We start from the raw sequence: 19,058 nt of genomic DNA, 5'->3' as shown, positions 1-19,058 counted from the left end.
CAATGTCACAATTTAAGCGTGTTGTCGTTACGGGATATGGCGCTGTTACACCATTAGGTGAGACGGTAACTGAATGTTGGCAAGCCATAATGGATAAGAAAATAGGCTATCAGTATGTTGATAAAACAGAAAGTAATATTTCTAGTCATTTCTTAGGCTTAATTGATAAAGAGCCTAGTATGAAAGGTATACCCGCTGCTATTCGTCGGCGCCTGCCTCGCTATGCGCGTTTAACAATGGCAGCAGCACGCGAAGCCATGCAAATGGCTTTTGGTCAGAGTGAACCTAGTGAGCACTATGACCCGTTATCCTGCGGTGTCATTATGGGGACGGGATGGGCTGGGTTAGATGAAAGTTACCTGTCCATTGATGAGTTTAATAAGACAGGCATGACATCCCCATTTAACTGTTTTTTTTCAATGCCTAATGTAACGACGGCAGCTTGTAGCCAATATTGGAATTTACGAGGCTATCAAAATACCTCTATTGCCGCTTGTGCTACAGGAACGATTGCCATTGGTGATGCATTTGAAGTTATTCGAAGTGGTAAGGCTTCTATGATGCTAGCAGGCGCAGGAGAGTCACTACGCAGTAATTGTGCTGTGTGGAATATTGATATTTTAGGCGCACTATCCCATGAATCAGAAAATATCGAACGAGCTAGTTGCCCATTTAGTGCAGACCGTAGTGGGTTTGTGCTTTCAGAAGGCGCGGCAGTACTATGCCTTGAAGAGCGGGAAAGTGCTTTGGCTCGGGGTGCAACCATTCTCGGCGAAATTACGGGCTATGCGAATTTTTCTGATGCTTTTGATTTTACGTCACCCGCGGATGACTGTGTTGCGCGTACTCAAACGATTCAAACAGCGTTAAAACAAGCCAATATTACCCCAGAACAGCTCGATTATATTAATGCCCATGGTACATCAACTCAGCTTAATGATTTAAATGAAACTGAATCATTGAAGAGGGCTCTAGGATCTGCAGCATATAAAATCCCTATTTCAAGTACCAAATCCTATTCAGGGCATTTGATTGCTGCGGCAGGCAGTTTTGAAGCCATTGTTTGCTTGAAAAGCATGCAAACAGGGGTGATGCCGGCAACAATTAATTTAAATAACCCAGATCCTCATTGTGACCTTGATTATATCCCGAATGAACATCGTGAAGGGGCAGTATCAACAACGTTGAATCTAAGTTTTGGATTTGGTGGCGCAAATGCCGCACTTGTTTTGGAAAAATAAAATGAAAGCCTTGTGTTATAGCCTACAAGACGCCCACAGTTGGGCAGAATTTTCAGGGGATTATAACCCGGTCCACTTTGATTTACCTTGGGTTCAAGCTAACGGAGGGGAGCGTCTTAGTGTACATGGCATGCGTGCATTATTAGATATAAAGCATTTTTCAAGCCAACAAGTTTCTGTCAGTGAGATTGATGCGAATAGTGATGTTAAGTGTGTGGTCCGAATTCGCCAACCATTATGGAACAATATTGAATACTCGTTAGTTGCAGGGAGTAAAGTGGGGACTTCAGCGATTTTAACGGCAGATGACCAAAAATGCATAACCTGTAATTTATCAATCACAGAAAAAACTGAGGTTTATTCAATTAAAAATGCAAAGAAAATCAATGCAATTGAACTGGTAAAAAAGCAGGAGTTGTTTGATACCTATTTTCAACAGCTGCCATTGTGGATGTTTTTAGATGCGGTACTTTTTCAATACCTTATTGAGGACCAAACACTTTTTCAACAGGAGAATATTGCGGTTTGGTTACCTAAAGACACCACATTTAAAACCCTTTTTTCTGATTACTTCGTTGTGCAAACACACCAAGAGCTGCGGTTTGATCCTACGCTTTTACAACCACAAATGCTGGAAGACAAGACTGTGGCTCTTAATATTGATATTCAGCCAGCGATTGTAACAGGGACTATTGATTCTGGTCTGTTGGTTTGTCTATCGCTGGTGGCTGAATACCAACGTAAATTTATAACGAGTGCGATTACATTGAAAATAAGTTCAACCAATAACTTAAATGAAGGGATGACTAATGAGTGATTATCAAACAATTTATCTTAAAATTAATGAAATGATCTGTGATGCAAAAGATTTAGATGAAGACATTGACGCTAACCAAACACTCGATCAAATTAAATTTGATAGTTTAGATTATGTTGAGTTGATGGTTTTAGTTAAACGTGAATATAACGTTGCACTCACTGCCGATTTTTTCATCGAAAATTCAACGATGACCATCAAGGAATTAATTGAGTATATTAGCAAGGAGTCTAGCTCATAATATGTCTACTAAATGGATTTTAATTACAGGTGGTAGCCGTGGGATAGGCCAATCACTCGTAATAGAGTTACATAAAAATTGGAATATTGTATTTACAGGCCGAAGTGAAGAAGGCTTGGCTGAGACGTTGAACATCGTAGAGAATAACCCTTCAGATTTATGGGTTAAAGGTTACGCCTGCGATGGGAAAAATGAACAACAAGTTCAAGAACTTGCGCTAATGTTACTTGAGTCACTAGGCCCTCCAAGCGCCATCATTCATAATGCTGGTATTACTAGGGATGCTCTTCATATTCATCAAGATGCCGCTATTTGGCAAGATGTTATGGATAATAACCTTATTTCAATCATTAACTGGAACCGGCACCTTGTTCCTGCCATGTTACTTGATGGGCATGGCTCTATTGTGTTGATGTCTTCTGTGACTGGGCTAAAAGGTAATATCGGGCAAACGGCTTATGCGGCTAGTAAGGCTGCAATGTTTGGTATTGCGCGTTCTTTAGCACATGAGGTAGGCCGGTTTGGAGTCCGGGTAAATTGTGTAGCACCAGGTTTGATTGAAAGTGATATGACTAACGCGATCCCTGATGCAAAACTGAAAGCAATCCTAAAAAATATTCCATTACGTCGCCTTGGTCAACCAGACGAAGTGGCTAAAGCGGTTGAGTTTTTAATCAGTGATAATAGCCAATACCTTACAGGGCAAACCCTTGTATTGGACGGTGGTTTTACGGCTTAAAATTTGAAATTTATTTCACTTATAATTAATTTACCGCTTTTGGGATCGTATATATGGCAGCATTCAATGTAGGCAAGTTAACTTATTGCCTACATTGTTTAAAAAGATGGTAATTTATAACCCTATATTTGGATTGAAAAAATATTCTAATATATTTTTATTAAAATTATTTATCTCTTTTTTTATCAACGGCTAAATTAAAGTTAATCTTTTTGTTTTGGTTACGAATATGTTCTTTGATTTCTTTTTCTAAAACAGGCAAATCACCCGCACATATTTTATCAAGTAAGACTTTATGTTCCTGGATGATTTCTTCCATTGGTTTAGTAAAAGTTGATATTCCAATGATAATCGTTAATTGTTTTGATACGTTTTCCCATAACGAGGTGAGTGTTTTATTGCCACTCAATTCACAAAGAGTACGGTGAAAATTGACATCACTAAGGGAAAATAAATAACTATCTTCTAATTTTGCCGCCATTGTCATTTTATCAATGCACTCTTTTAGTTTTTCAATGCATTGATTATCGAGATGCTTTTTCCCAGTAATGAATTTTCTTATGACGTGTAATTCGAGTAAAACACGAACTTCAATAAGTTCATCAAGGCGTTCCTCAGAAACTGGAGCCATGCGAATGCCTTTAAATGGTTCATTGATAACGATGCATTGGCTTTCGAGAATGCGTAGAGCTTCCCTTACAGGGACCCGGCTAACATTCATTTTTTCTGCGATTTCTTTTTCGACAATTCGATCGCCGGGGAGAATATAACCTCGAGTTGCTGCCTCAACAATTTTATCTACAACATCATCGGTTAGTGTTCTTGCTTTAATCGGTTGCCAATAATCGTCTTTTGAAGGCGTATCAAAAGGGCGATTTTTGTTTTCGTCAATCATAGTGAAAGCCTATAAAATTTTTATTAATCAAAAGATTAATTATCTTCTTTATGTTAAATCCTACCCAACAAAATTACCACATCATCAAATAATAGACCACTAAAAAACAAAAAATTACCTATGTGCTGGTGGGTTTACAAACCAGACTTAGATCACAATTCACTCTATTGAATATTGTATACAATTATACAATCATGTTTAATGCATTGAAAATCAGTTCTGCTTAAAGAAGGAAAAACCATGTTAAATCTGTTGGAAGATATAAAAATTACCGAAATTGTTGCTGTGCCATTATTTGGCGAGAGCCCTAAAGGGGGGTGGTCGAATGAAATAAAACCTGAAGATCCTATTCATGCCATTGTGGCAATACATACGGACGCAGGTATTACAGGGTACGGCAGCGTGTTTACCGATGGACGACTTGTAGAGGCAGCCATTCCCATTTTGGCATCATTATGTATTGGTGAAAGCGCACTGCAACCAGAGCGTGTCTCTGAAAAATTAAGACAAAATACTTTTTGGATGGGGCGTGGGGGAACATTAACGCACACCATCAGTGGGATTGATATTGCCCTATGGGATATTTTAGGGAAAGCAACTGGGTTACCTGTAAGCACATTGTTAGGCGGGAACTACCGTACCAAGGTACAACCATACTGCTCTTTGCTTATGGAAGAGCCAGAGACCATGCATCAGGTTATTTCTGAGTATAAAGCACTTGGATTTAAGGCATTTAAAATTGGTTGGGGTCCATTTGGTCGTCGTAATGATCATCAATTAGACCGTGCAATAGTAGAGTCTGCAAGGGATGCGGCAGGGCAAGATTCCCAGCTATTTATTGATGCAGGAGCAAGTGATGCTTACTGGCCAAATGGGTTGAAATGGGCTATTCAAACAGCTCATATGTTGGCTGAATATCAAGTGGGTTGGTTTGAGGAAGCCTTGCGACCTGATGATATCGAAGATTTTAAAGTGTTACGTAAAGAAAGCCCTGTACCAATAGCCGGTGGTGAAGTGCTAACTCGTCGCCAAGCATTTTTACCTTGGTTATCCCAAGGCGCTTTTGACATTGTACAACCCGATGTGACAAAAGTTGGCGGTATTTCTGAGCAGCGCCGGATTGCATGGTTAGCCGATGAATTTGGCGTTAAATATGTTGGGCATGGATGGAATACAGCGATGGGGCTGGCTGCCGACCTGCAAATGGCGGCCGCTTTCCCTCAAGTTGATTTTGTTGAGTTTATTGGCGGTAGCCAATATATCGATGGCATTGTTAAAACTCCATTTAAAGTTGACGAGGAGGGGTATCTCACTATTCCGAATAAACCAGGGCTTGGTATTGAGCTTGATGTAGCTAAATTAGCTAAGTTTACAATAAATCCAGAACGTTTATTTAAATAACTTATATTATAAGCCAGGTAGTCATAATATTTGCCTGGCTTTCCATTCTTTTAAAAAGGTTTGGTTATTATGACATATAAGAATAAGGGTACTAAAGTCAGATTTTCGATAGCGATATTAATGACTCTTGCTATTGTCATTAATTATCTAGATAGAACAGTAATGTCGGCAGCTGCGCCAACTATTTCAGAAGAGTTACAGATTTCGCCTGAAATGATGGGCTGGATTATGTCTGCATTCTTTCTTAGCTATGCACTTTGCCAAATACCTGCGGGGTTTATTGCAGATAAATATGGCCAAAGAAAAACGTTAGCAGGGTCAGTCTTGTGGTGGTCTCTAGCTACAGCTGCAACTGCGTTAGCAAAAACACCGCTGAGTTTTATTTCTACTCGTATTTTAATGGGGATGGGGGAAGCAGGGGCTTACCCATGTAATAGCGGTATTGCGGCAAAATGGTTTCCAGACAGAGAACGTGGCCGCATTACAGCATTATTCGATAGTGGTTCAAAATTCGGAACAGCTTTTGCCATGCCGTTAGTTGTTTGGATCATTGCAAAATGGGGCTGGGAAGCTGCATTTATTATTTGTGGTGCGCTTGGTGTACTTTGGGTATTTGCTTGGCTTAAAGTTTATCACGACCCAGAACAACATCCTAAGATTAGCCCTGAAGAACTTGCTTATATTCGCGAAGGTCAGGTAAAAAAAGAAGGCATTGATAATATTCAGCCAATGAAATGGTACCACTTAATCCGCTATCGCAATGTACAAGCAATGTGTATTGGGTTTTTTATGTTGGACTATGCCATTTATTTCTTTATTACATGGTTCCCTGCTTATTTAATGATGGAAAGGGGAATGAGTTTAGAAGAAATGGGCTTTGCCGCAATGTTGCCACCTCTTTGTGGTATCGCTGGGCAATGGTTAGGTGGGTGGACAACAGATTATTTATTTATTAAATATAATAACGTCAGTCTTGCACGTAAAATACCTATTGTCGGCGGAATGTTAATTGCAACCAGTATTGCATTCTCCGGTCTCGTAGAGTCTACAACACTGATGATGGCATTATTATGTTTATCTTATGCAGCCCTTGCATTTGCTGCATCCGCGATTTGGTCACTACCAGGAGATGTTGCACCTCGTAATATGACTTCGGTACTCGGTGGAATGCAAAGTGCGGTATCAAATTGTGGTGGAATATTAGGGCCTATCGTAACGGGTTATATTATTGCTGCTACAGGGTCATTTATTTGGGCATTAATCGTATCAGGGATTGCTTGCGCTATCGGTGCTTTAGTCTATTTGGTTATGTTAAGAGATATTAAGCCAATTGTGCCAGCAGATCATGAAATCGAACAAACTAATTAACTCTAAATTATAATTATTATTTGGATATATAAAACATGTTTATTTTTGATAAAGACATCATGGCGAAAAATATTGCTCCGGGTACGTTAAGGAAAATATTTTTAGGTAGTAAAAATATGATGACAGCAAAAATATCCTTAGCTACAGGAACATTAGGTGAGTTACACCAACATCAACATGAACAAATGAGTTATATTTTATCTGGCTCATTTAACTATCGCGTAGGGGCAATAGTTAAAGTAGTAAGCAGTGGTGATGTTATATATGTACCTTCAAATGAAGAACACCAATGTGAATGTTTATTGGATGGTGAAATATTAGATATCTTTGTTCCTATGAGAGAAGGTTTTATCAATTAATTAGCTAAATATCTTTTATATTATATCACCGATAAATAAAGCGGCCGCATTATGCTGGCCGTTTTTTTATAAAAACATTATTAAATTTTTTGTATTATAGTAAGAATATGGTGTTTGAGGTGAATTTTACCAACCGATTGTTTGAACACTCATCAGCACCCCAAGCTTGAATAAGGTATGGTAATTGAGTATTTTCATTACTAATTTTTAAGCTAATCTTGAGGTATTTCAATTTAACATTGTTTTTCAACCCTAGCTTCACATTCAAGGCTTCACCTAAGGTAAAACTAGTTGACCATTATCTCTGGCTATACCAAGTTCACGGCCTTTTTTATTCTAAATTTTTGAAGAAAAAGGTGGGTTCTTGGCGCGTTAAAGCTGACACTGATTTTTATTTTTCTATAGAGGTCAATTAAGCTTTTATAGCGTATCATTATTGTATTGAAATGATAATCACCTTAACCTACACTTGGCAGGGGTAAAGTTAGGAGTAAACATGCACAATATACACCAAGTCATATTTGATGGGATTGTTTTATATGATAAAGATACTGCACAACTTACGAATTTATTAAATACAGATAAAACAGCAACATTGACAGTACCAGCCAATGAATGTTTAGCGATTATAATCAAGAATTCACCTGAAATTACGACTCAAAAACAGTTGTTTAACGATGTTTGGGAAAGTCATGGTATTCCGATTAACTCTAATACATTTTATCAAAATATCTCAATAATCAGAAAGGCTTTCAAACAAGTAGATTATGAGCCAGATGTCCTTGTGACTATACCTCGCCGTGGGATTGAAATATCAAAAGCAATTCAATATGAAATAACGTCTCTTTATGATAATGAGAGAGAGCCTAGGTCACAATTAGTTTCACCGGTAACAACTGTAGTAAATACAAAGTCGAGAAAAAAGCCCCATTATTTTATAGTATTACCATTTTTTTTGACGCTATTTGTGATGGTGGCTTGGTTTTTTTATTCTTACCATATAAAAACTACAAGTCCATTTTATAATTACAAATATATCGAAAAATATAATGGATGTAATATTTATGGGAATGAGCGTTACTCACACGAATTTCTAGGGAAAATATTAACAACGATTGATCTAACCAGTTGCTTTAATGATGAAAAAATATACATTTCAGTGTATGCTAATTTGCCTAGAATATCTATGATTAAATGTGATAATGATATTTATTTACCTCAAAGTATTTGTAGCTCTTCTTATTATTATTTGGAAAACGAAGTGAAATGAAAAAAATTTTACTACCCACGCTAACACTTGTTTTTTTCTTAACCTCAGTTTTTTTTATTACAGAGGAAATTATAATAATATCCCAGAGCTTAATTGCTATGCACAGGTTAGATATAACTATTATAGCGATAACGGTTTCGATGTGATGGACTCAGGAATTGGTTTTTCTTTAGAAAATGGGCAGGGTACTATTTTCTATTCAGCAGCATTAAAGAGAGGGAAAGAAGTTTTCAATATAAAAAGAGATGTGAAAGTGTCATATAAAGTAACTGAGAATAATTCTTTTTTAATAACTGTTTATGATATAAATATCTCACCTTTAGATAATCTACCTGAAAGCCTAGCTAATAAATATATGTATAGTTATACAAGAGAAAAAGGTGGTTGGTTTAATATAAATGTAAAACCAAATGGGGGGAATGGTTACATTATGTATACACCAACAATACCTCAGTTTTTTTGCAAAAACATATAAATATAAAGTGGCTTAAATTTAAATTAGAGTATTTTTCTTTAACAAACTTAAGGTAAATAAAAGTTTTTACGTAAGGTTTATTCATGCGTTATGAAAAATAGACTCTAATTTAATTAAGTTAATTATGATTTTTTAGTGTTATTTATATCTCATTTTATACCATTAAGCACAGTTCTTCTTACTCAAGACTAGCTATTTAGTAATTGTTAATGAAATTTTTCATTTGAGTTTCAGCATTAATATGCTCTAACTCAATACGGCTTGTGTCCATAGCAATACCTTCAACACCAATAAAAGTGGTGTGCTCAATTCCAACAAAACTGAGTATATCCCTTAGATAATCAACAAAATAATCAGATTTATTAGCATTTTTTAATCCACCTTGACTTGTTAAAATTAAAGCTTTCTTATTTTTAAGTAAACCAATGCGTTCGTTATTTACATAATTAAACGTTAAACCTGCTCTGATAATAAGGTCAAAGTAGTTTTTTAGTTGACTAGGAATTGATAAATTATACATCGGAGCTGCGATTACGATTAGTTCCGAAATTTTAAGTTCTTCAATAAGCTTATCTGATATAGCTAGAGCTTCTTTTTGTTTTTCACTTTGTTGCTGCTCTGGTACCGAATAGTACGCAGAAAAAATATCTTCATCCATAATTGGTAGAGGAGATGCTATTAAATCTCGTTGAATAATGGCGGTATTCTTATGATTTTCAGTCCATGAGTGCTCAAAAGAATCAAGCATACGTTTAGTATGGGATTGCATTCCCATAACCGATGATTTAATGAGTATAATTTTTTTCATTATATTGTTCTGCTTATTCACTTATTGTTTTAATAATCTTGTCGTATATTTCTTTAATTACGTTTTCTTTGTTTTGGTTGTATACCTGTACATTGGTTACTTTAACCGAGGCCATTTTTTTCGCCTCTTCGTATAATCTTCTATCATCGGCATGTGTACGTAACCAATCTCTAAATAAGATATGACGTAGGTGCTCAGGGCAGTCAGGCCCGAATACATGTAAATTAACTCTTGGTTGTTCAAGGCGAAACATGCGATGTTGGTACCACGAAGGTTCTCTTACAGTTAGTAAAAAACCAAACTCTTCTAATATAGGAGCATAATTAAGTTCTTGTTCCGGATTTTTGACAATTAAATCAATGTCAATTACTGGCTTTGCTGATAGATCTGAAACTGCGGTAGAGCCCACATGCTCGATAGCAAGCGCCTTATGACCTAACTTATTTTGTATATTTTGTTTAATCTGTTTAAATTGCGCCTGCCAGTTTGGGTCATAATCAACCACATCAATTATTTCTGTTTTGGGTTTTCCTAGTACCCATGGGTTTTCATTTGGATTACTCGTTTGAAAAGAAGTAATTTGTTCTAAGTGTTTTTTATAATACTGTCGTTTTGAGTTATCCATATATGACCTTATAATGTAATTTCATCTTCGATAAGAATAATATCGTCTATGGTTTTTTTATTAAAATGAATAATTCGAAATTTATAAATTCGATTTACGAATGGATTGGTTATGAAATATACAGACTTACAAATTGACTGGTTAAAATGTTTTGTCGCTGTAGTAAATACAGGGTCTGTCTCTGCTGCTGCTTTGGAGATTCATCGCTCACAATCTGCAGTCAGTATGCAACTAAAAAAGCTTGAGTCATCACTCGGTTGTCAATTGTTAGTACGTAATCCTCGGCAACATCAATTAACCTACGAAGGTCAAAAATTATTGGGTTATGCAAGGCGGATACTGGATATACATAATGAAGCTATTATTGCATTTCATGGTGGTGAGCTAGAAGGGCGAATCAGACTTGGTGTTCCAGATGATTATGCTGAAAAATATCTGACCCCTGTATTAAAACGTTTTGCCGCATACCATAGCTCCGTTGAAATAGAGCTTAACTGTGAGCAATCTACCTCATTGATACCAAAGGTAGAAAAGGGTGAAATAGACTTAGCTTTAGTCTCAAGAGAAAATAATACTCAGGGAGCATTATTATTTTATGAGCCTATGGTATGGGTCGGTTCTTCACAATTTGAAATTTGGCGACGTGACCCATTACCGATCGCGGTATATGAGCACACCAGCTTGGCAAAACGAAGCGCCATCAATGCGCTCTCATTACAGGGGCGTAGATATAAAATTGTTTATAATAGTTCCAGCTTGCCAGGGCAGGTTGCTGCTGTTGAAAGTGGGCTGGCCGTTGCTGTACTGACTCAATGTAGTGTTCCCCCCAATCTGGAAATATTAGGCGCATTGCATGGGTTAGGGCCTTTGGAACCAATGGGTGTCGCAGCATATAGAAGTAATCAGTCTCTTGGAGATCAAGCTGTTGATAGCCTCTATAATCTCCTAATCCAAACTCTAAGAGTAGCTAAATGAGTTTGAAAGATAAAACACGTATACTTGGTTAGTTAAAGGGAGCCTCCATTTTTTATGTTTTACTACTTTTTTAACTAACATGGCTAAGTGTCCCCTTTTTAGGCTTATAGAAAACCAATATAATCCCCAGTATAATTGCAGCCATGCCAAAGATGCCAAATAATGAAGGTTTATTCCCAAGAATACAATAGTCAAGCAATGACGTAACAATCGGAACAAAATAAAATAAGCTAGTTACATTCACTACATTCCCCTTACTTAATAAATAATAAAGTAATATTTGAGCGATAACGGAAATAAATATACCTAGAAATAGGATGGATATCAGAAAATTCAAGTTAAAATTAAAATGTACAGTTTGCATTGGAATGAATAACAAACATAGTACCAAACTGACAGCGTATTGAATCGGTAACACTCTATATGGAGATTGCTTAATTTTTTGCTGTGAAATAGCTCCGATAGTCATAAATAACAGTGCCATTAGCGAAAGTACAATGCCCATAATAGGTAACTGGGAAGTTATTAAACTATGCCATACAAGCACAATTAGGCCGGATAACGCCATAATTAACCCAACTAACCTGTAGCCATAAATTTTTCGTTCTGTAATACAGAGTGAAAGTATTGGTTGTACTCCCATAATAGTGGCGATAAGACCAGGAGTAACACCATTTTCCATTGATAAAAAATAACAAATAGAGTAGCCACCGATTAAAATAATTCCTACCAATGCCGTTTGTAATATCATTCCTTTTTCAGGTAAATATTGTTGTTTATATCTGCAAAATATCAAAATGACAATTAGTGCGATACTAAATCTAAATACTAATAAAATCATAGAAGAAGCATTATCGATTCCTAGCTTAGTAAAAATTGCAGCACTGCCCCAAAGTAAAACAAAAGCACCAGTGATAACTAATGATTTTAGTTTGTCTACTCCCATATATTCCTCTTTATTGCTTATAATATTTTTTCATATACTGAAATTCATTCACTTGCCGGTATTTTTAGATATTAAAAATAGTCAGCAATATTTTTAATATTCAGAGTGATATCATGCTATTGAACTTAACTTACTGAACTTGATTATAAAATCAAATAAATCAGTGTGATGGCATTCGAAAATCGAATAATACAATAATATCAATAGAGTTCTATGGTTTTAATCAACATTTATCTTTAGCCAAGCTAAAAAATGAGTCTTTCCTGAAATGTAGATAGGTGGAGTAGGAGGGGTAGTAAATGCCATTAACAACGGGTTATTTAAAATAAAAATTTTTTAAGTTTTACGCCATTTAAAATTAATTTATTGAAGTTTAGATTATTTAACCTCTCTCCAGATATGGTGCCACCAATTAAACTAAGATGTACTAATTTACCAATTGTTTGAGCATGTTGAGCCGGAATAGGTAGGCTTCCTAATTTATTAATAACAAAATTTAAACGCTTCTCATCAACAATCGTTTGATACTCTGCAACGATAGGGTCATGTAATGCCCAAGCTCTGATGGAAATTTCTCTTGCTGTTTTTTTTCTTGATGTGAAATTAATATACTCTGTAAGCACCTTATTGATACTCGTTTCTTGTTCTAGTTCATTTAATATTTTATCAGTATATTCAACAACCCAACAAGAAAGCATTGAACGGATAAAATCTTCACGGTCATTAAAATGATGATAAAAGGAGCCTCGGGTAACATCTAGTTTCCTAGCAACTCTCTCAACAGAACAACGTGTATATCCTTCATTATCCAAAATATTAAAACCTGCGTTAATCCAAGATGTTCTCGTTAATTTTTTCATTTTCAATACAGTCTGTGTATGGTGATTCAAGTTCTGATACGTTAAAGCTTAATTTGTATTTCCGCTAAAAGGAATAAATTTATGAAAAAAATTGTGATTGTTGCATTTGATGATTTTACGGATATAGACCTTTTTTTTATGTGGGATATTCTTGGCCGTAACCATATAGATTGGCAAGTCAAAATATTAGGGAACAAATCAAGCTTACGATCAGCACATGGCTTAAACATACATGTTCAAGGGGCATTATCTGAAGCGAATTCAGCTGATGCGGTATTATTTAGTAGTGGTAAAAATGGCGTACCAAAGGCGATTGAAAATGCAGATTTTTTATCCGAATTTAAATTAAACCCTGAAAAACAGTATATCGGTTCTATTTGTGCAGGCGCTTTAATTCTTAATGCATTAAACCTATTACCTGAACGAAGAGCCACCACTCATCCAGATGCTAGGAATGCATTATTAGCATCACAACTTGAGCCAGTAGGGCAACCTCTTGTATGTCATGGAAGGGTAGCTACAGCAGGTGGTTGCCTTTCCGCCCTTTATCTAGTTGGATGGCTAATAGAATCGCTATACGACAAAGAAAAAAGAAGGGAAACATTATTACCAGTCTTACCAACTGGACAACAAAGTGTGCTCGAATCTTTGATTGAATTTAGTATACAACAGGGCAGAATGTAACGAATATATTATGTAAATATCAGCTAGGAAGGTTAAAGTACATAGGTATGACAAGGATGTCTTAAAATAAATTAGCGGTAGTTATATGAAAACCATTTCGGATGATAGAGTGAATTTGGTATTTGGCAGTTATCCTATTCAATACCAAAAAGTGTTATTAATGATTAGAGAGCTGATTTTTAGAACAGCAGCAGAAAATAAAAAAGTAGGAACAATCACTGAGACTCTGAAATGGGGGCAACCAAGTTATCAAACAATTGAAACGGGCTCAGGAACAACGATACGAATAGGCCGGTTCAATCAGAGCTCCGTTGCTCTTTTTGTTCACTGTCAAACCACCTTAATTGATTCATTTAGAACGCTTTTTCCTGAACTTAATTACTCAAAGAACCGAGCAATTATCTTAGATATCAATGAAGCGCTGCCAATAAAAGAATTGGCCATATGCATTGAGATGGCTCTTACTTATAAGCTAAGAAATAAAACAGCTTAAGTTTCAGTAGCCAGTTAATTACAGTTTATTTTTAATGTCGTGAATTACACCAAGGGTCATCAGAACCTAAGTCAGTATTATCAATCGAATTATTTTCTATCATATCCAAATAGAGTAATTCGACTTGAGTTCTTGCCCAAGGTGTTCGGCGCAGAAACTTTAAGCTGGATTTAATACTTGGATCTTTGTTAAAGCAGTTTATTTTTATAGTACGCCCAAGTTGGTTCCAACCGTATCTGTCAACCAATGCATTAACTTGCATTTCTAGTGTAACTCCATGTAAAGGGGATTTCGATTTAAATTCACTCATTACGGCATATCCGAAGTTATAAGTTAGGTTATCATTGAGCGCATATAAATAAGCTGAACACGGCTCTAAGTCAATAGGGAACTAACAATGCTTGATCTATCAAGACCGATTCTTAATTCAATATCCTATTTAACATAATATGTATTATGCGAACCTAGGTATGAAATGAAGAAATCCAGCGTTCTGGCTGGTTAATCATGTTGGCTTTTTTATCGCTGAATTGGTTAATCGTAAGGATTGAATCTTAGCTCAACTCAACTTCATAAATCTTACGTTTTGCTATCATTTTTACTGGGGTTTCAATAGCTCGGATATCAGTTAGTTCCCAAGCTAGCCAACCTGCTTCATAGTAAGATGCACAGGCTGCATCAATATCACTTTCAACGAATGGCCTCACATTTTTCACTTTAACAATTGCGACTGCTTTCCCCATTTCTTCATCGCCATCTTTTAAAAGATAATGGTGATTTTCAACAATTAGTAAGTCTTCATTACAATCGATGTTTGGTGCCCATTTTCTTATTTCTAACGTTTTTATTCCTAACGCAATATTTTTACCTGCTGGAAAAACTATAGATATGGCTTTCATTGGTGTGATTTTTCCTGTTAATCAAAATGTTATTGTTTGTTGTTTTATAAATTATTTTTTTCCTGGGCTTGTATGTATGACCGCCGGCTAATAGCCCTATCAATGTAATCATTAATTGTAGGACTAAGGTTAACATGGCATAACCTAGCCCACAAAAGCGTATGAGATAGAAAAATATCAGCTAAAGTGAAGTTGTCACCAGCGACCCACTCGTTATCTTTATCAAGCTTAAATTGCCTTGTTACATTTTCAGATTCTATTTTAAAGTAATCAACTAACGATAAAGAACGCTTCTCTTCAGGAATAAAAACAAGTTGCTTTAGTAGATTCCAGATAGGAGATTCTAAATCTGTTAAAGCAAAGCTTATATAAGAATAAATAACTGATTGTTCTTTTATATCAGATGGATAGAACGTTTCCTTTGGGTGTTTATTACACAAATAATGACATATCGCAAATGTCTCTTCTATTGAAACATCCCCATCTACCATTAACGGAACCTTACCTCGTGAATGAGGTGATTTAACTTTAGGTTTATCGCTGAACATATCAACTCTAACTGTTTCATAGTCAACACCAAGTTCTTCTAATGTCCATAAAACCCTCAGAGAACGACTTCTAGGAAAAGTATATATTTTCATAAAAAATAACCTATGTAGTTAAATGCTCGCTGCATATTTAATACGAACAAAACTAAATCAACACTATGGTGTTGATTCAAATTTTTAAGCTGTAGATATACCCATCATTTTATCGATGAATAAGTGACAGCGTCACATAAAGTGTTATTTATACATCTAAGATTAAGGTTTTGCTGGCCGGAGTTCATCATACGAAATAGCAACATGCTCGCGATATGCAGGCCTATCAAGAAGACGCTTATAGTAAGCCTCAATGTAAGGAAGCGATTTTCTTTTTATATCAATATCATAATAACGATACAACACATGCCCGAATTGGATGTCAGCCAGTGAAAAATCATCACTGGCCAAGTAGTTTCTGGATGCTAATATCTCTTCTGCAATCATTAAATTATTTTCAAATTTGTCGATAGCAAGTTTGATGGAATTAATATCTTGGGATTCCTTTGGAGTGCGTGCTACTTGCCAAAAGATAGGCGCCGTAAATGCCAATGCTACATTTAACTTTGACCATTCCATCCAGCGATCAACCTCGGTTCTTGCTAATATTTCATCAGGCCAAAAATTCCCTTTTGCATATCGGTTAGCAAGATACCTAAGTATTGCCCCAGTTTCCCATAATGGAGGGTTGCAACCATCCTGAATAACAGGAACAGTACGATTAGGATTTAAGCGGTAAAATTCGTCAGTATCAGTACCGCCATAGCGATGCCCAAAATCAAGCCTCTTATAAGGTAATTCTAACTCACCAATACACCACATTAGTGCTTGGACGTTAGATGAAGTTTTACGACCCCAAACTGTTAGCATGAATTCTCCATAAAGGCTTTCTTAATGTTCTTCTAATACTACATGCTTAAAATAGGATATTTCAATCTTAGTTTGAGGTTTTGACGTTTAGCCTTCTATTGCTAATATTATCACTACCCGGTCCATATACCATCTAATTGGTCGTCATAGCGCTGATTAAGGTTACCATAGAGCACTGATTTATAATCTTCTCTTAATTGGCCAGTACAGTTGTTATTTTTTAAACTCGCAAGCATATAACGAAAAGACGGTAAATCATCTGTCATTTCCTTTGATGCATTGCGAAAGTTTTCATAACTTGAAGCATCAAGCCTAAATGCAATATTTTGTTTTAGCTCAAGTGGGAGATTGCTGATATGGTTAATTTTTTGGTGTATGTTTGGTTCGTGCTCCGAGAGCGTAGATTCTGCATCTGTACCTTGATGTGATGAAAATGTTTTAATATCAAAAATGTTATTTATCATTTGATTATCCACCATTTTTCTATTTTATAATTCTATTAATAATGATCAATGAGCTAGTGATTCGGTAATTTCCTCATTAAATCCCCCCAGTATTCATCTTGCTTTTGCCCTTCTCTCCTAACTCCATAAAATTGGGCTATATGCTCTTCATTTTTATTAAATAACTCTAGGCTTGTAATAAACCCATCACGAGAGTTTTTATTAACAACCCAAGCTTCACCAACCTCATCTTTTGCTATTCTTATTACTGATTTCCCTCCTTCTTCAGTTGTACCGTGGATGACTATTTTTTTGCCATTCATTATTTCAGTAATTTTATCTATTGGGCCTGTATAGATCTGGATTGCAGAATCATTACCCACAAAAATCATCATTTTTTTATTGTCGTTATGTATCTTATTTAAAGTTGTCAATAAACTTTCTGTACTTACTTTTCTTGCCAAGTCATTTGGTACTTTTTGGAATGCTTCAAGTTTGCTTATTCCAAGTTGTTGTAGCATTGGATAAAAATGGTGTACATCAGCCATGTTTCTCCATAAGTTTTCAATATCATTACTTTTATTTATTGTTTTCATTGTTGATTTTTGAGAGACGATTTCACTTGAGCTTATGTTTAAATCTTCTTTTGAATAAAAACTTAATGACAATACTTTATTTCCATCATGAGACATTAAATTAGCTTTATATCTATTATCACTAATTTTTTCGTAATTAACGTTTTTAATTTTCCCAGGGATAACTCGTAGGTCAATCCCACTTGGATTAAGTATTAAATGACCATTTGCTGCAGGTTGCTTTATCTCACCATTTGTATAGATTATTGAATGCCCTGATGGCCCACTAGTGCTCATTTCTACATTGTTATTTGATATGTTTTTTATGTTTTCTAGAATATGTTTTAATGATGAATATTTGGTATTTTCTTCAAGATTAATACCATATTGACTACTGGTATCCTTTACTGAATAAAGCCTAGAACTGAGCATTTCTTCTTCCTTAATATTATTTAATTAATACCAAATTTTTCTTTTATTTCAAAAGGTAAGTAAACTGACAAATTTTTGACTAAAAAAAATGCATCAGACCTTATGTCATCATTTAAATCAGCGGAAGGCGTATTTATATAATCATGATAGAACTTATTGAGTCTTAATGTTGTATTCATTAATATATCAGATGATTTCTGTTGCTCAGTTAATGAGGATTTACATAAATTTTCTGCACACTTTGCATTTGCTGCTGCGATTGCAATATCGTTAGAAATATTACTTCGGCTACATTGTTCAAAATGATGATGAAAATCATTCTGTGTTAGATCACTTGGTGCAGACATTCCTTCATAAACAATGTTATAAGCAAAATTATATTGACAGGTATTCCAGTACGTAAGTCTTTTTTCTATATCTATCTTTTGTTTTAATTGTTCACTGGTACTAAGTAAACAATCTGTAGAGTTAAAGAATTTCTCATTATTTTCAAAAACCTCTTTGGATAACCCAAAGCTCTCCCACTCCGTATCTCCACTTTTCATTGCTGCCATACCATACATAACGTTTAATTCTTGTAACCTTTTGATTGATGTGATATTTATCTCTTCCTTATTCTTTAAGATATCTTCTATTATATTGATATTTTTAAATGCCTTACTGTTCAGTTCATTTTTTCTTTCGGGGCTAGGCTCGTATTGATTGTAAAGCTCCTTTTCAATTTTTAATAATTCATTATTTAGCGTCTTTATAACTGTAGTGGCATCATTGTGATCAGCTTTGTAATAAAATGTGGAGCTAGTCGGGGCTATATTCATAAAATACACCTATTCTCAATTTAAAAAAATTTGATGTATTATTTTTCCACAAAAGTAAAAAACATCTTTCAATATTTACCTTAATCTTTTTTATTTTCCTTTAGCTATTTTCTGTTTATGGATATTTTTAGGTTTAATAACTTAATTTTTATAATCAACTTTTCGGTTTTATCTGCTATCGCTGAAAAGATCAGTTAAATAGGATGGTTACATAATTTCGTGTGTAATAACTTTATCATTATT

At 35.3% G+C, this 19,058-nt stretch carries 24 protein-coding genes; 12 read left to right on the top strand and 12 right to left on the bottom strand.

Features of this window, described 5'->3' with window-relative positions; genetic code table 11:
• The first annotated feature begins 2 nt into the window (after positions 1–2).
• Genes ABE954_RS11170 through ABE954_RS11155 form a run of 4 tightly spaced genes read left to right on the top strand, consistent with a single transcriptional unit; the run spans position 3 to position 3,038 of the window.
• Positions 3–1,241, top strand: a complete 1,239-nt coding sequence (locus ABE954_RS11170; RefSeq protein WP_071548103.1) for a beta-ketoacyl synthase — start codon at positions 3–5, stop codon at positions 1,239–1,241.
• Positions 1,216–2,058, top strand: coding sequence for a protein dehydratase (locus ABE954_RS11165; protein WP_129465930.1), 843 nt, complete (start codon positions 1,216–1,218; stop codon positions 2,056–2,058). The genes ABE954_RS11170 and ABE954_RS11165 overlap by 26 nt, the downstream gene beginning before the upstream one ends.
• Positions 2,051–2,299 carry an acyl carrier protein gene (locus tag ABE954_RS11160; protein WP_042843749.1) on the top strand — a complete coding sequence of 83 codons (249 nt, stop codon included), beginning with the start codon at positions 2,051–2,053 and terminating at the stop codon, positions 2,297–2,299. The genes ABE954_RS11165 and ABE954_RS11160 overlap by 8 nt, the downstream gene beginning before the upstream one ends.
• Position 2,300: 1 nt before the next feature.
• A complete protein-coding gene (locus tag ABE954_RS11155) occupies positions 2,301–3,038 on the top strand; it encodes an SDR family oxidoreductase (RefSeq protein WP_198860635.1) in 738 nt (245 codons plus the stop codon).
• A 166-nt stretch (positions 3,039–3,204) separates the two neighbouring features.
• Here ABE954_RS11155 and ABE954_RS11150 read toward each other — a convergent pair whose 3' ends face one another.
• Positions 3,205–3,933: a GntR family transcriptional regulator gene (locus ABE954_RS11150; RefSeq protein WP_052219276.1), complete on the bottom strand. Its 729-nt coding sequence runs from the start codon at positions 3,931–3,933 to the stop codon at positions 3,205–3,207.
• A 240-nt stretch (positions 3,934–4,173) separates the two neighbouring features.
• Here ABE954_RS11150 and ABE954_RS11145 point away from each other — a divergent pair, with 240 nt between their 5' ends.
• The 5 genes from ABE954_RS11145 (at position 4,174) to ABE954_RS11125 (ending at position 8,806) form a co-directional block, all read left to right on the top strand.
• Positions 4,174–5,334, top strand: coding sequence for a mandelate racemase/muconate lactonizing enzyme family protein (locus ABE954_RS11145; RefSeq protein WP_187550312.1), 1,161 nt, complete (start codon positions 4,174–4,176; stop codon positions 5,332–5,334).
• A 69-nt stretch (positions 5,335–5,403) separates the two neighbouring features.
• Positions 5,404–6,702 carry an MFS transporter gene (locus ABE954_RS11140; RefSeq protein WP_131680018.1) on the top strand — a complete coding sequence of 433 codons (1,299 nt, stop codon included), beginning with the start codon at positions 5,404–5,406 and terminating at the stop codon, positions 6,700–6,702.
• Between the two features lie 35 nt (positions 6,703–6,737).
• Positions 6,738–7,061 carry a cupin domain-containing protein gene (locus ABE954_RS11135; protein WP_371025448.1) on the top strand — a complete coding sequence of 108 codons (324 nt, stop codon included), beginning with the start codon at positions 6,738–6,740 and terminating at the stop codon, positions 7,059–7,061.
• A 496-nt stretch (positions 7,062–7,557) separates the two neighbouring features.
• Complete coding sequence (locus ABE954_RS11130; protein ID WP_131680019.1) at positions 7,558–8,331, top strand: winged helix-turn-helix domain-containing protein; 774 nt, start codon at positions 7,558–7,560, stop codon at positions 8,329–8,331.
• Between the two features lie 145 nt (positions 8,332–8,476).
• Entirely contained in the window at positions 8,477–8,806 is a 330-nt protein-coding gene (locus ABE954_RS11125) for a hypothetical protein (RefSeq protein WP_240133418.1), read from the top strand.
• 196 nt (positions 8,807–9,002) lie between these two features.
• Here the strand turns inward: ABE954_RS11125 and ABE954_RS11120 are convergent, their stop codons facing one another.
• Together ABE954_RS11120 and ABE954_RS11115 are read right to left on the bottom strand one after the other, a co-directional pair.
• Positions 9,003–9,614: an FMN-dependent NADH-azoreductase gene (locus ABE954_RS11120; RefSeq protein ID WP_129465932.1), complete on the bottom strand. Its 612-nt coding sequence runs from the start codon at positions 9,612–9,614 to the stop codon at positions 9,003–9,005.
• A 13-nt stretch (positions 9,615–9,627) separates the two neighbouring features.
• Positions 9,628–10,239 (bottom strand): GrpB family protein, encoded by a 612-nt coding sequence (locus ABE954_RS11115; RefSeq protein WP_042843742.1) that lies wholly within the window; start codon positions 10,237–10,239, stop codon positions 9,628–9,630.
• Positions 10,240–10,350: 111 nt separating this feature from the next.
• On the opposite strand from ABE954_RS11115, the gene ABE954_RS11110 reads away from it, so the two are divergent.
• On the top strand, positions 10,351–11,214 hold the full coding sequence (locus tag ABE954_RS11110; RefSeq protein ID WP_042843741.1) for a LysR family transcriptional regulator: 864 nt from the start codon (positions 10,351–10,353) through the stop codon (positions 11,212–11,214).
• Positions 11,215–11,284: 70 nt separating this feature from the next.
• Here the strand turns inward: ABE954_RS11110 and ABE954_RS11105 are convergent, their stop codons facing one another.
• Both ABE954_RS11105 and ABE954_RS11100 read right to left on the bottom strand, forming a co-directional pair.
• A complete protein-coding gene (locus ABE954_RS11105; protein WP_210787306.1) occupies positions 11,285–12,160 on the bottom strand; it encodes a DMT family transporter in 876 nt (291 codons plus the stop codon).
• A 320-nt stretch (positions 12,161–12,480) separates the two neighbouring features.
• Complete coding sequence (locus tag ABE954_RS11100) at positions 12,481–13,020, bottom strand: TetR/AcrR family transcriptional regulator (protein WP_071548109.1); 540 nt, start codon at positions 13,018–13,020, stop codon at positions 12,481–12,483.
• A gap of 81 nt (positions 13,021–13,101) precedes the next feature.
• Between ABE954_RS11100 and ABE954_RS11095 the strand changes: the two genes are divergently transcribed.
• Positions 13,102–13,704, top strand: a complete 603-nt coding sequence (locus ABE954_RS11095) for a DJ-1/PfpI family protein (RefSeq protein WP_164975496.1) — start codon at positions 13,102–13,104, stop codon at positions 13,702–13,704.
• 85 nt (positions 13,705–13,789) lie between these two features.
• On the top strand, positions 13,790–14,197 hold the full coding sequence (locus tag ABE954_RS11090) for a DUF1801 domain-containing protein (RefSeq protein WP_105881029.1): 408 nt from the start codon (positions 13,790–13,792) through the stop codon (positions 14,195–14,197).
• A gap of 31 nt (positions 14,198–14,228) precedes the next feature.
• Here ABE954_RS11090 and ABE954_RS11085 read toward each other — a convergent pair whose 3' ends face one another.
• From ABE954_RS11085 to ABE954_RS11055, 7 genes are all read right to left on the bottom strand, one after another.
• Positions 14,229–14,507, bottom strand: a complete 279-nt coding sequence (locus ABE954_RS11085) for a VF530 family DNA-binding protein (protein WP_042843736.1) — start codon at positions 14,505–14,507, stop codon at positions 14,229–14,231.
• Between the two features lie 244 nt (positions 14,508–14,751).
• Positions 14,752–15,096, bottom strand: a complete 345-nt coding sequence (locus ABE954_RS11080; protein WP_048607213.1) for an ASCH domain-containing protein — start codon at positions 15,094–15,096, stop codon at positions 14,752–14,754.
• Positions 15,097–15,140: 44 nt separating this feature from the next.
• Positions 15,141–15,737 carry a glutathione S-transferase family protein gene (locus tag ABE954_RS11075; protein ID WP_206227451.1) on the bottom strand — a complete coding sequence of 199 codons (597 nt, stop codon included), beginning with the start codon at positions 15,735–15,737 and terminating at the stop codon, positions 15,141–15,143.
• Between the two features lie 162 nt (positions 15,738–15,899).
• Positions 15,900–16,547 carry a glutathione S-transferase family protein gene (locus ABE954_RS11070; RefSeq protein ID WP_042843723.1) on the bottom strand — a complete coding sequence of 216 codons (648 nt, stop codon included), beginning with the start codon at positions 16,545–16,547 and terminating at the stop codon, positions 15,900–15,902.
• Positions 16,548–16,660: 113 nt separating this feature from the next.
• Positions 16,661–17,011 (bottom strand): hypothetical protein, encoded by a 351-nt coding sequence (locus ABE954_RS11065; protein ID WP_166686544.1) that lies wholly within the window; start codon positions 17,009–17,011, stop codon positions 16,661–16,663.
• A 53-nt stretch (positions 17,012–17,064) separates the two neighbouring features.
• Positions 17,065–17,997: a ChuX/HutX family heme-like substrate-binding protein gene (locus ABE954_RS11060; protein ID WP_166696726.1), complete on the bottom strand. Its 933-nt coding sequence runs from the start codon at positions 17,995–17,997 to the stop codon at positions 17,065–17,067.
• 20 nt (positions 17,998–18,017) lie between these two features.
• On the bottom strand, positions 18,018–18,815 hold the full coding sequence (locus ABE954_RS11055) for a hypothetical protein (RefSeq protein WP_210786873.1): 798 nt from the start codon (positions 18,813–18,815) through the stop codon (positions 18,018–18,020).
• Between the last annotated feature and the right edge of the window lie 243 nt (positions 18,816–19,058).

This window comes from Providencia sp. TYF-12, from assembly GCF_041344805.1.
GTDB classification, from domain to species: Bacteria; Pseudomonadota; Gammaproteobacteria; order Enterobacterales; family Enterobacteriaceae; genus Providencia; species Providencia huashanensis.
Note: the sequence above shows the minus strand (reverse complement) of the source record. Positions and strands in the feature narration are given on the sequence as shown.

What these genes read in the sequence shown, in the direction of transcription:
- ABE954_RS11120 (WP_129465932.1), bottom strand. Translation starts at nt 9,614, where the DNA reads ATGAAAAAAATTATACTCATTAAATCATCGGTTATGGGAATGCAATCC.
- ABE954_RS11155 (WP_198860635.1), top strand. Translation starts at nt 2,301, where the DNA reads ATGTCTACTAAATGGATTTTAATTACAGGTGGTAGCCGTGGGATAGGC.
- ABE954_RS11075 (WP_206227451.1), bottom strand. Translation starts at nt 15,737, where the DNA reads ATGAAAATATATACTTTTCCTAGAAGTCGTTCTCTGAGGGTTTTATGG.
- ABE954_RS11080 (WP_048607213.1), bottom strand. Translation starts at nt 15,096, where the DNA reads ATGAAAGCCATATCTATAGTTTTTCCAGCAGGTAAAAATATTGCGTTA.
- ABE954_RS11145 (WP_187550312.1), top strand. Translation starts at nt 4,174, where the DNA reads ATGTTAAATCTGTTGGAAGATATAAAAATTACCGAAATTGTTGCTGTG.
- ABE954_RS11150 (WP_052219276.1), bottom strand. Translation starts at nt 3,933, where the DNA reads ATGATTGACGAAAACAAAAATCGCCCTTTTGATACGCCTTCAAAAGAC.
- ABE954_RS11130 (WP_131680019.1), top strand. Translation starts at nt 7,558, where the DNA reads ATGCACAATATACACCAAGTCATATTTGATGGGATTGTTTTATATGAT.
- ABE954_RS11135 (WP_371025448.1), top strand. Translation starts at nt 6,738, where the DNA reads ATGTTTATTTTTGATAAAGACATCATGGCGAAAAATATTGCTCCGGGT.
- ABE954_RS11065 (WP_166686544.1), bottom strand. Translation starts at nt 17,011, where the DNA reads ATGATAAATAACATTTTTGATATTAAAACATTTTCATCACATCAAGGT.
- ABE954_RS11125 (WP_240133418.1), top strand. Translation starts at nt 8,477, where the DNA reads ATGGACTCAGGAATTGGTTTTTCTTTAGAAAATGGGCAGGGTACTATT.
- ABE954_RS11095 (WP_164975496.1), top strand. Translation starts at nt 13,102, where the DNA reads ATGAAAAAAATTGTGATTGTTGCATTTGATGATTTTACGGATATAGAC.
- ABE954_RS11055 (WP_210786873.1), bottom strand. Translation starts at nt 18,815, where the DNA reads ATGAATATAGCCCCGACTAGCTCCACATTTTATTACAAAGCTGATCAC.
- ABE954_RS11085 (WP_042843736.1), bottom strand. Translation starts at nt 14,507, where the DNA reads ATGAGTGAATTTAAATCGAAATCCCCTTTACATGGAGTTACACTAGAA.
- ABE954_RS11115 (WP_042843742.1), bottom strand. Translation starts at nt 10,239, where the DNA reads ATGGATAACTCAAAACGACAGTATTATAAAAAACACTTAGAACAAATT.
- ABE954_RS11105 (WP_210787306.1), bottom strand. Translation starts at nt 12,160, where the DNA reads ATGGGAGTAGACAAACTAAAATCATTAGTTATCACTGGTGCTTTTGTT.
- ABE954_RS11090 (WP_105881029.1), top strand. Translation starts at nt 13,790, where the DNA reads ATGAAAACCATTTCGGATGATAGAGTGAATTTGGTATTTGGCAGTTAT.
- ABE954_RS11100 (WP_071548109.1), bottom strand. Translation starts at nt 13,020, where the DNA reads ATGAAAAAATTAACGAGAACATCTTGGATTAACGCAGGTTTTAATATT.
- ABE954_RS11160 (WP_042843749.1), top strand. Translation starts at nt 2,051, where the DNA reads ATGAGTGATTATCAAACAATTTATCTTAAAATTAATGAAATGATCTGT.
- ABE954_RS11165 (WP_129465930.1), top strand. Translation starts at nt 1,216, where the DNA reads ATGCCGCACTTGTTTTGGAAAAATAAAATGAAAGCCTTGTGTTATAGC.
- ABE954_RS11110 (WP_042843741.1), top strand. Translation starts at nt 10,351, where the DNA reads ATGAAATATACAGACTTACAAATTGACTGGTTAAAATGTTTTGTCGCT.
- ABE954_RS11060 (WP_166696726.1), bottom strand. Translation starts at nt 17,997, where the DNA reads ATGCTCAGTTCTAGGCTTTATTCAGTAAAGGATACCAGTAGTCAATAT.
- ABE954_RS11170 (WP_071548103.1), top strand. Translation starts at nt 3, where the DNA reads ATGTCACAATTTAAGCGTGTTGTCGTTACGGGATATGGCGCTGTTACA.
- ABE954_RS11070 (WP_042843723.1), bottom strand. Translation starts at nt 16,547, where the DNA reads ATGCTAACAGTTTGGGGTCGTAAAACTTCATCTAACGTCCAAGCACTA.
- ABE954_RS11140 (WP_131680018.1), top strand. Translation starts at nt 5,404, where the DNA reads ATGACATATAAGAATAAGGGTACTAAAGTCAGATTTTCGATAGCGATA.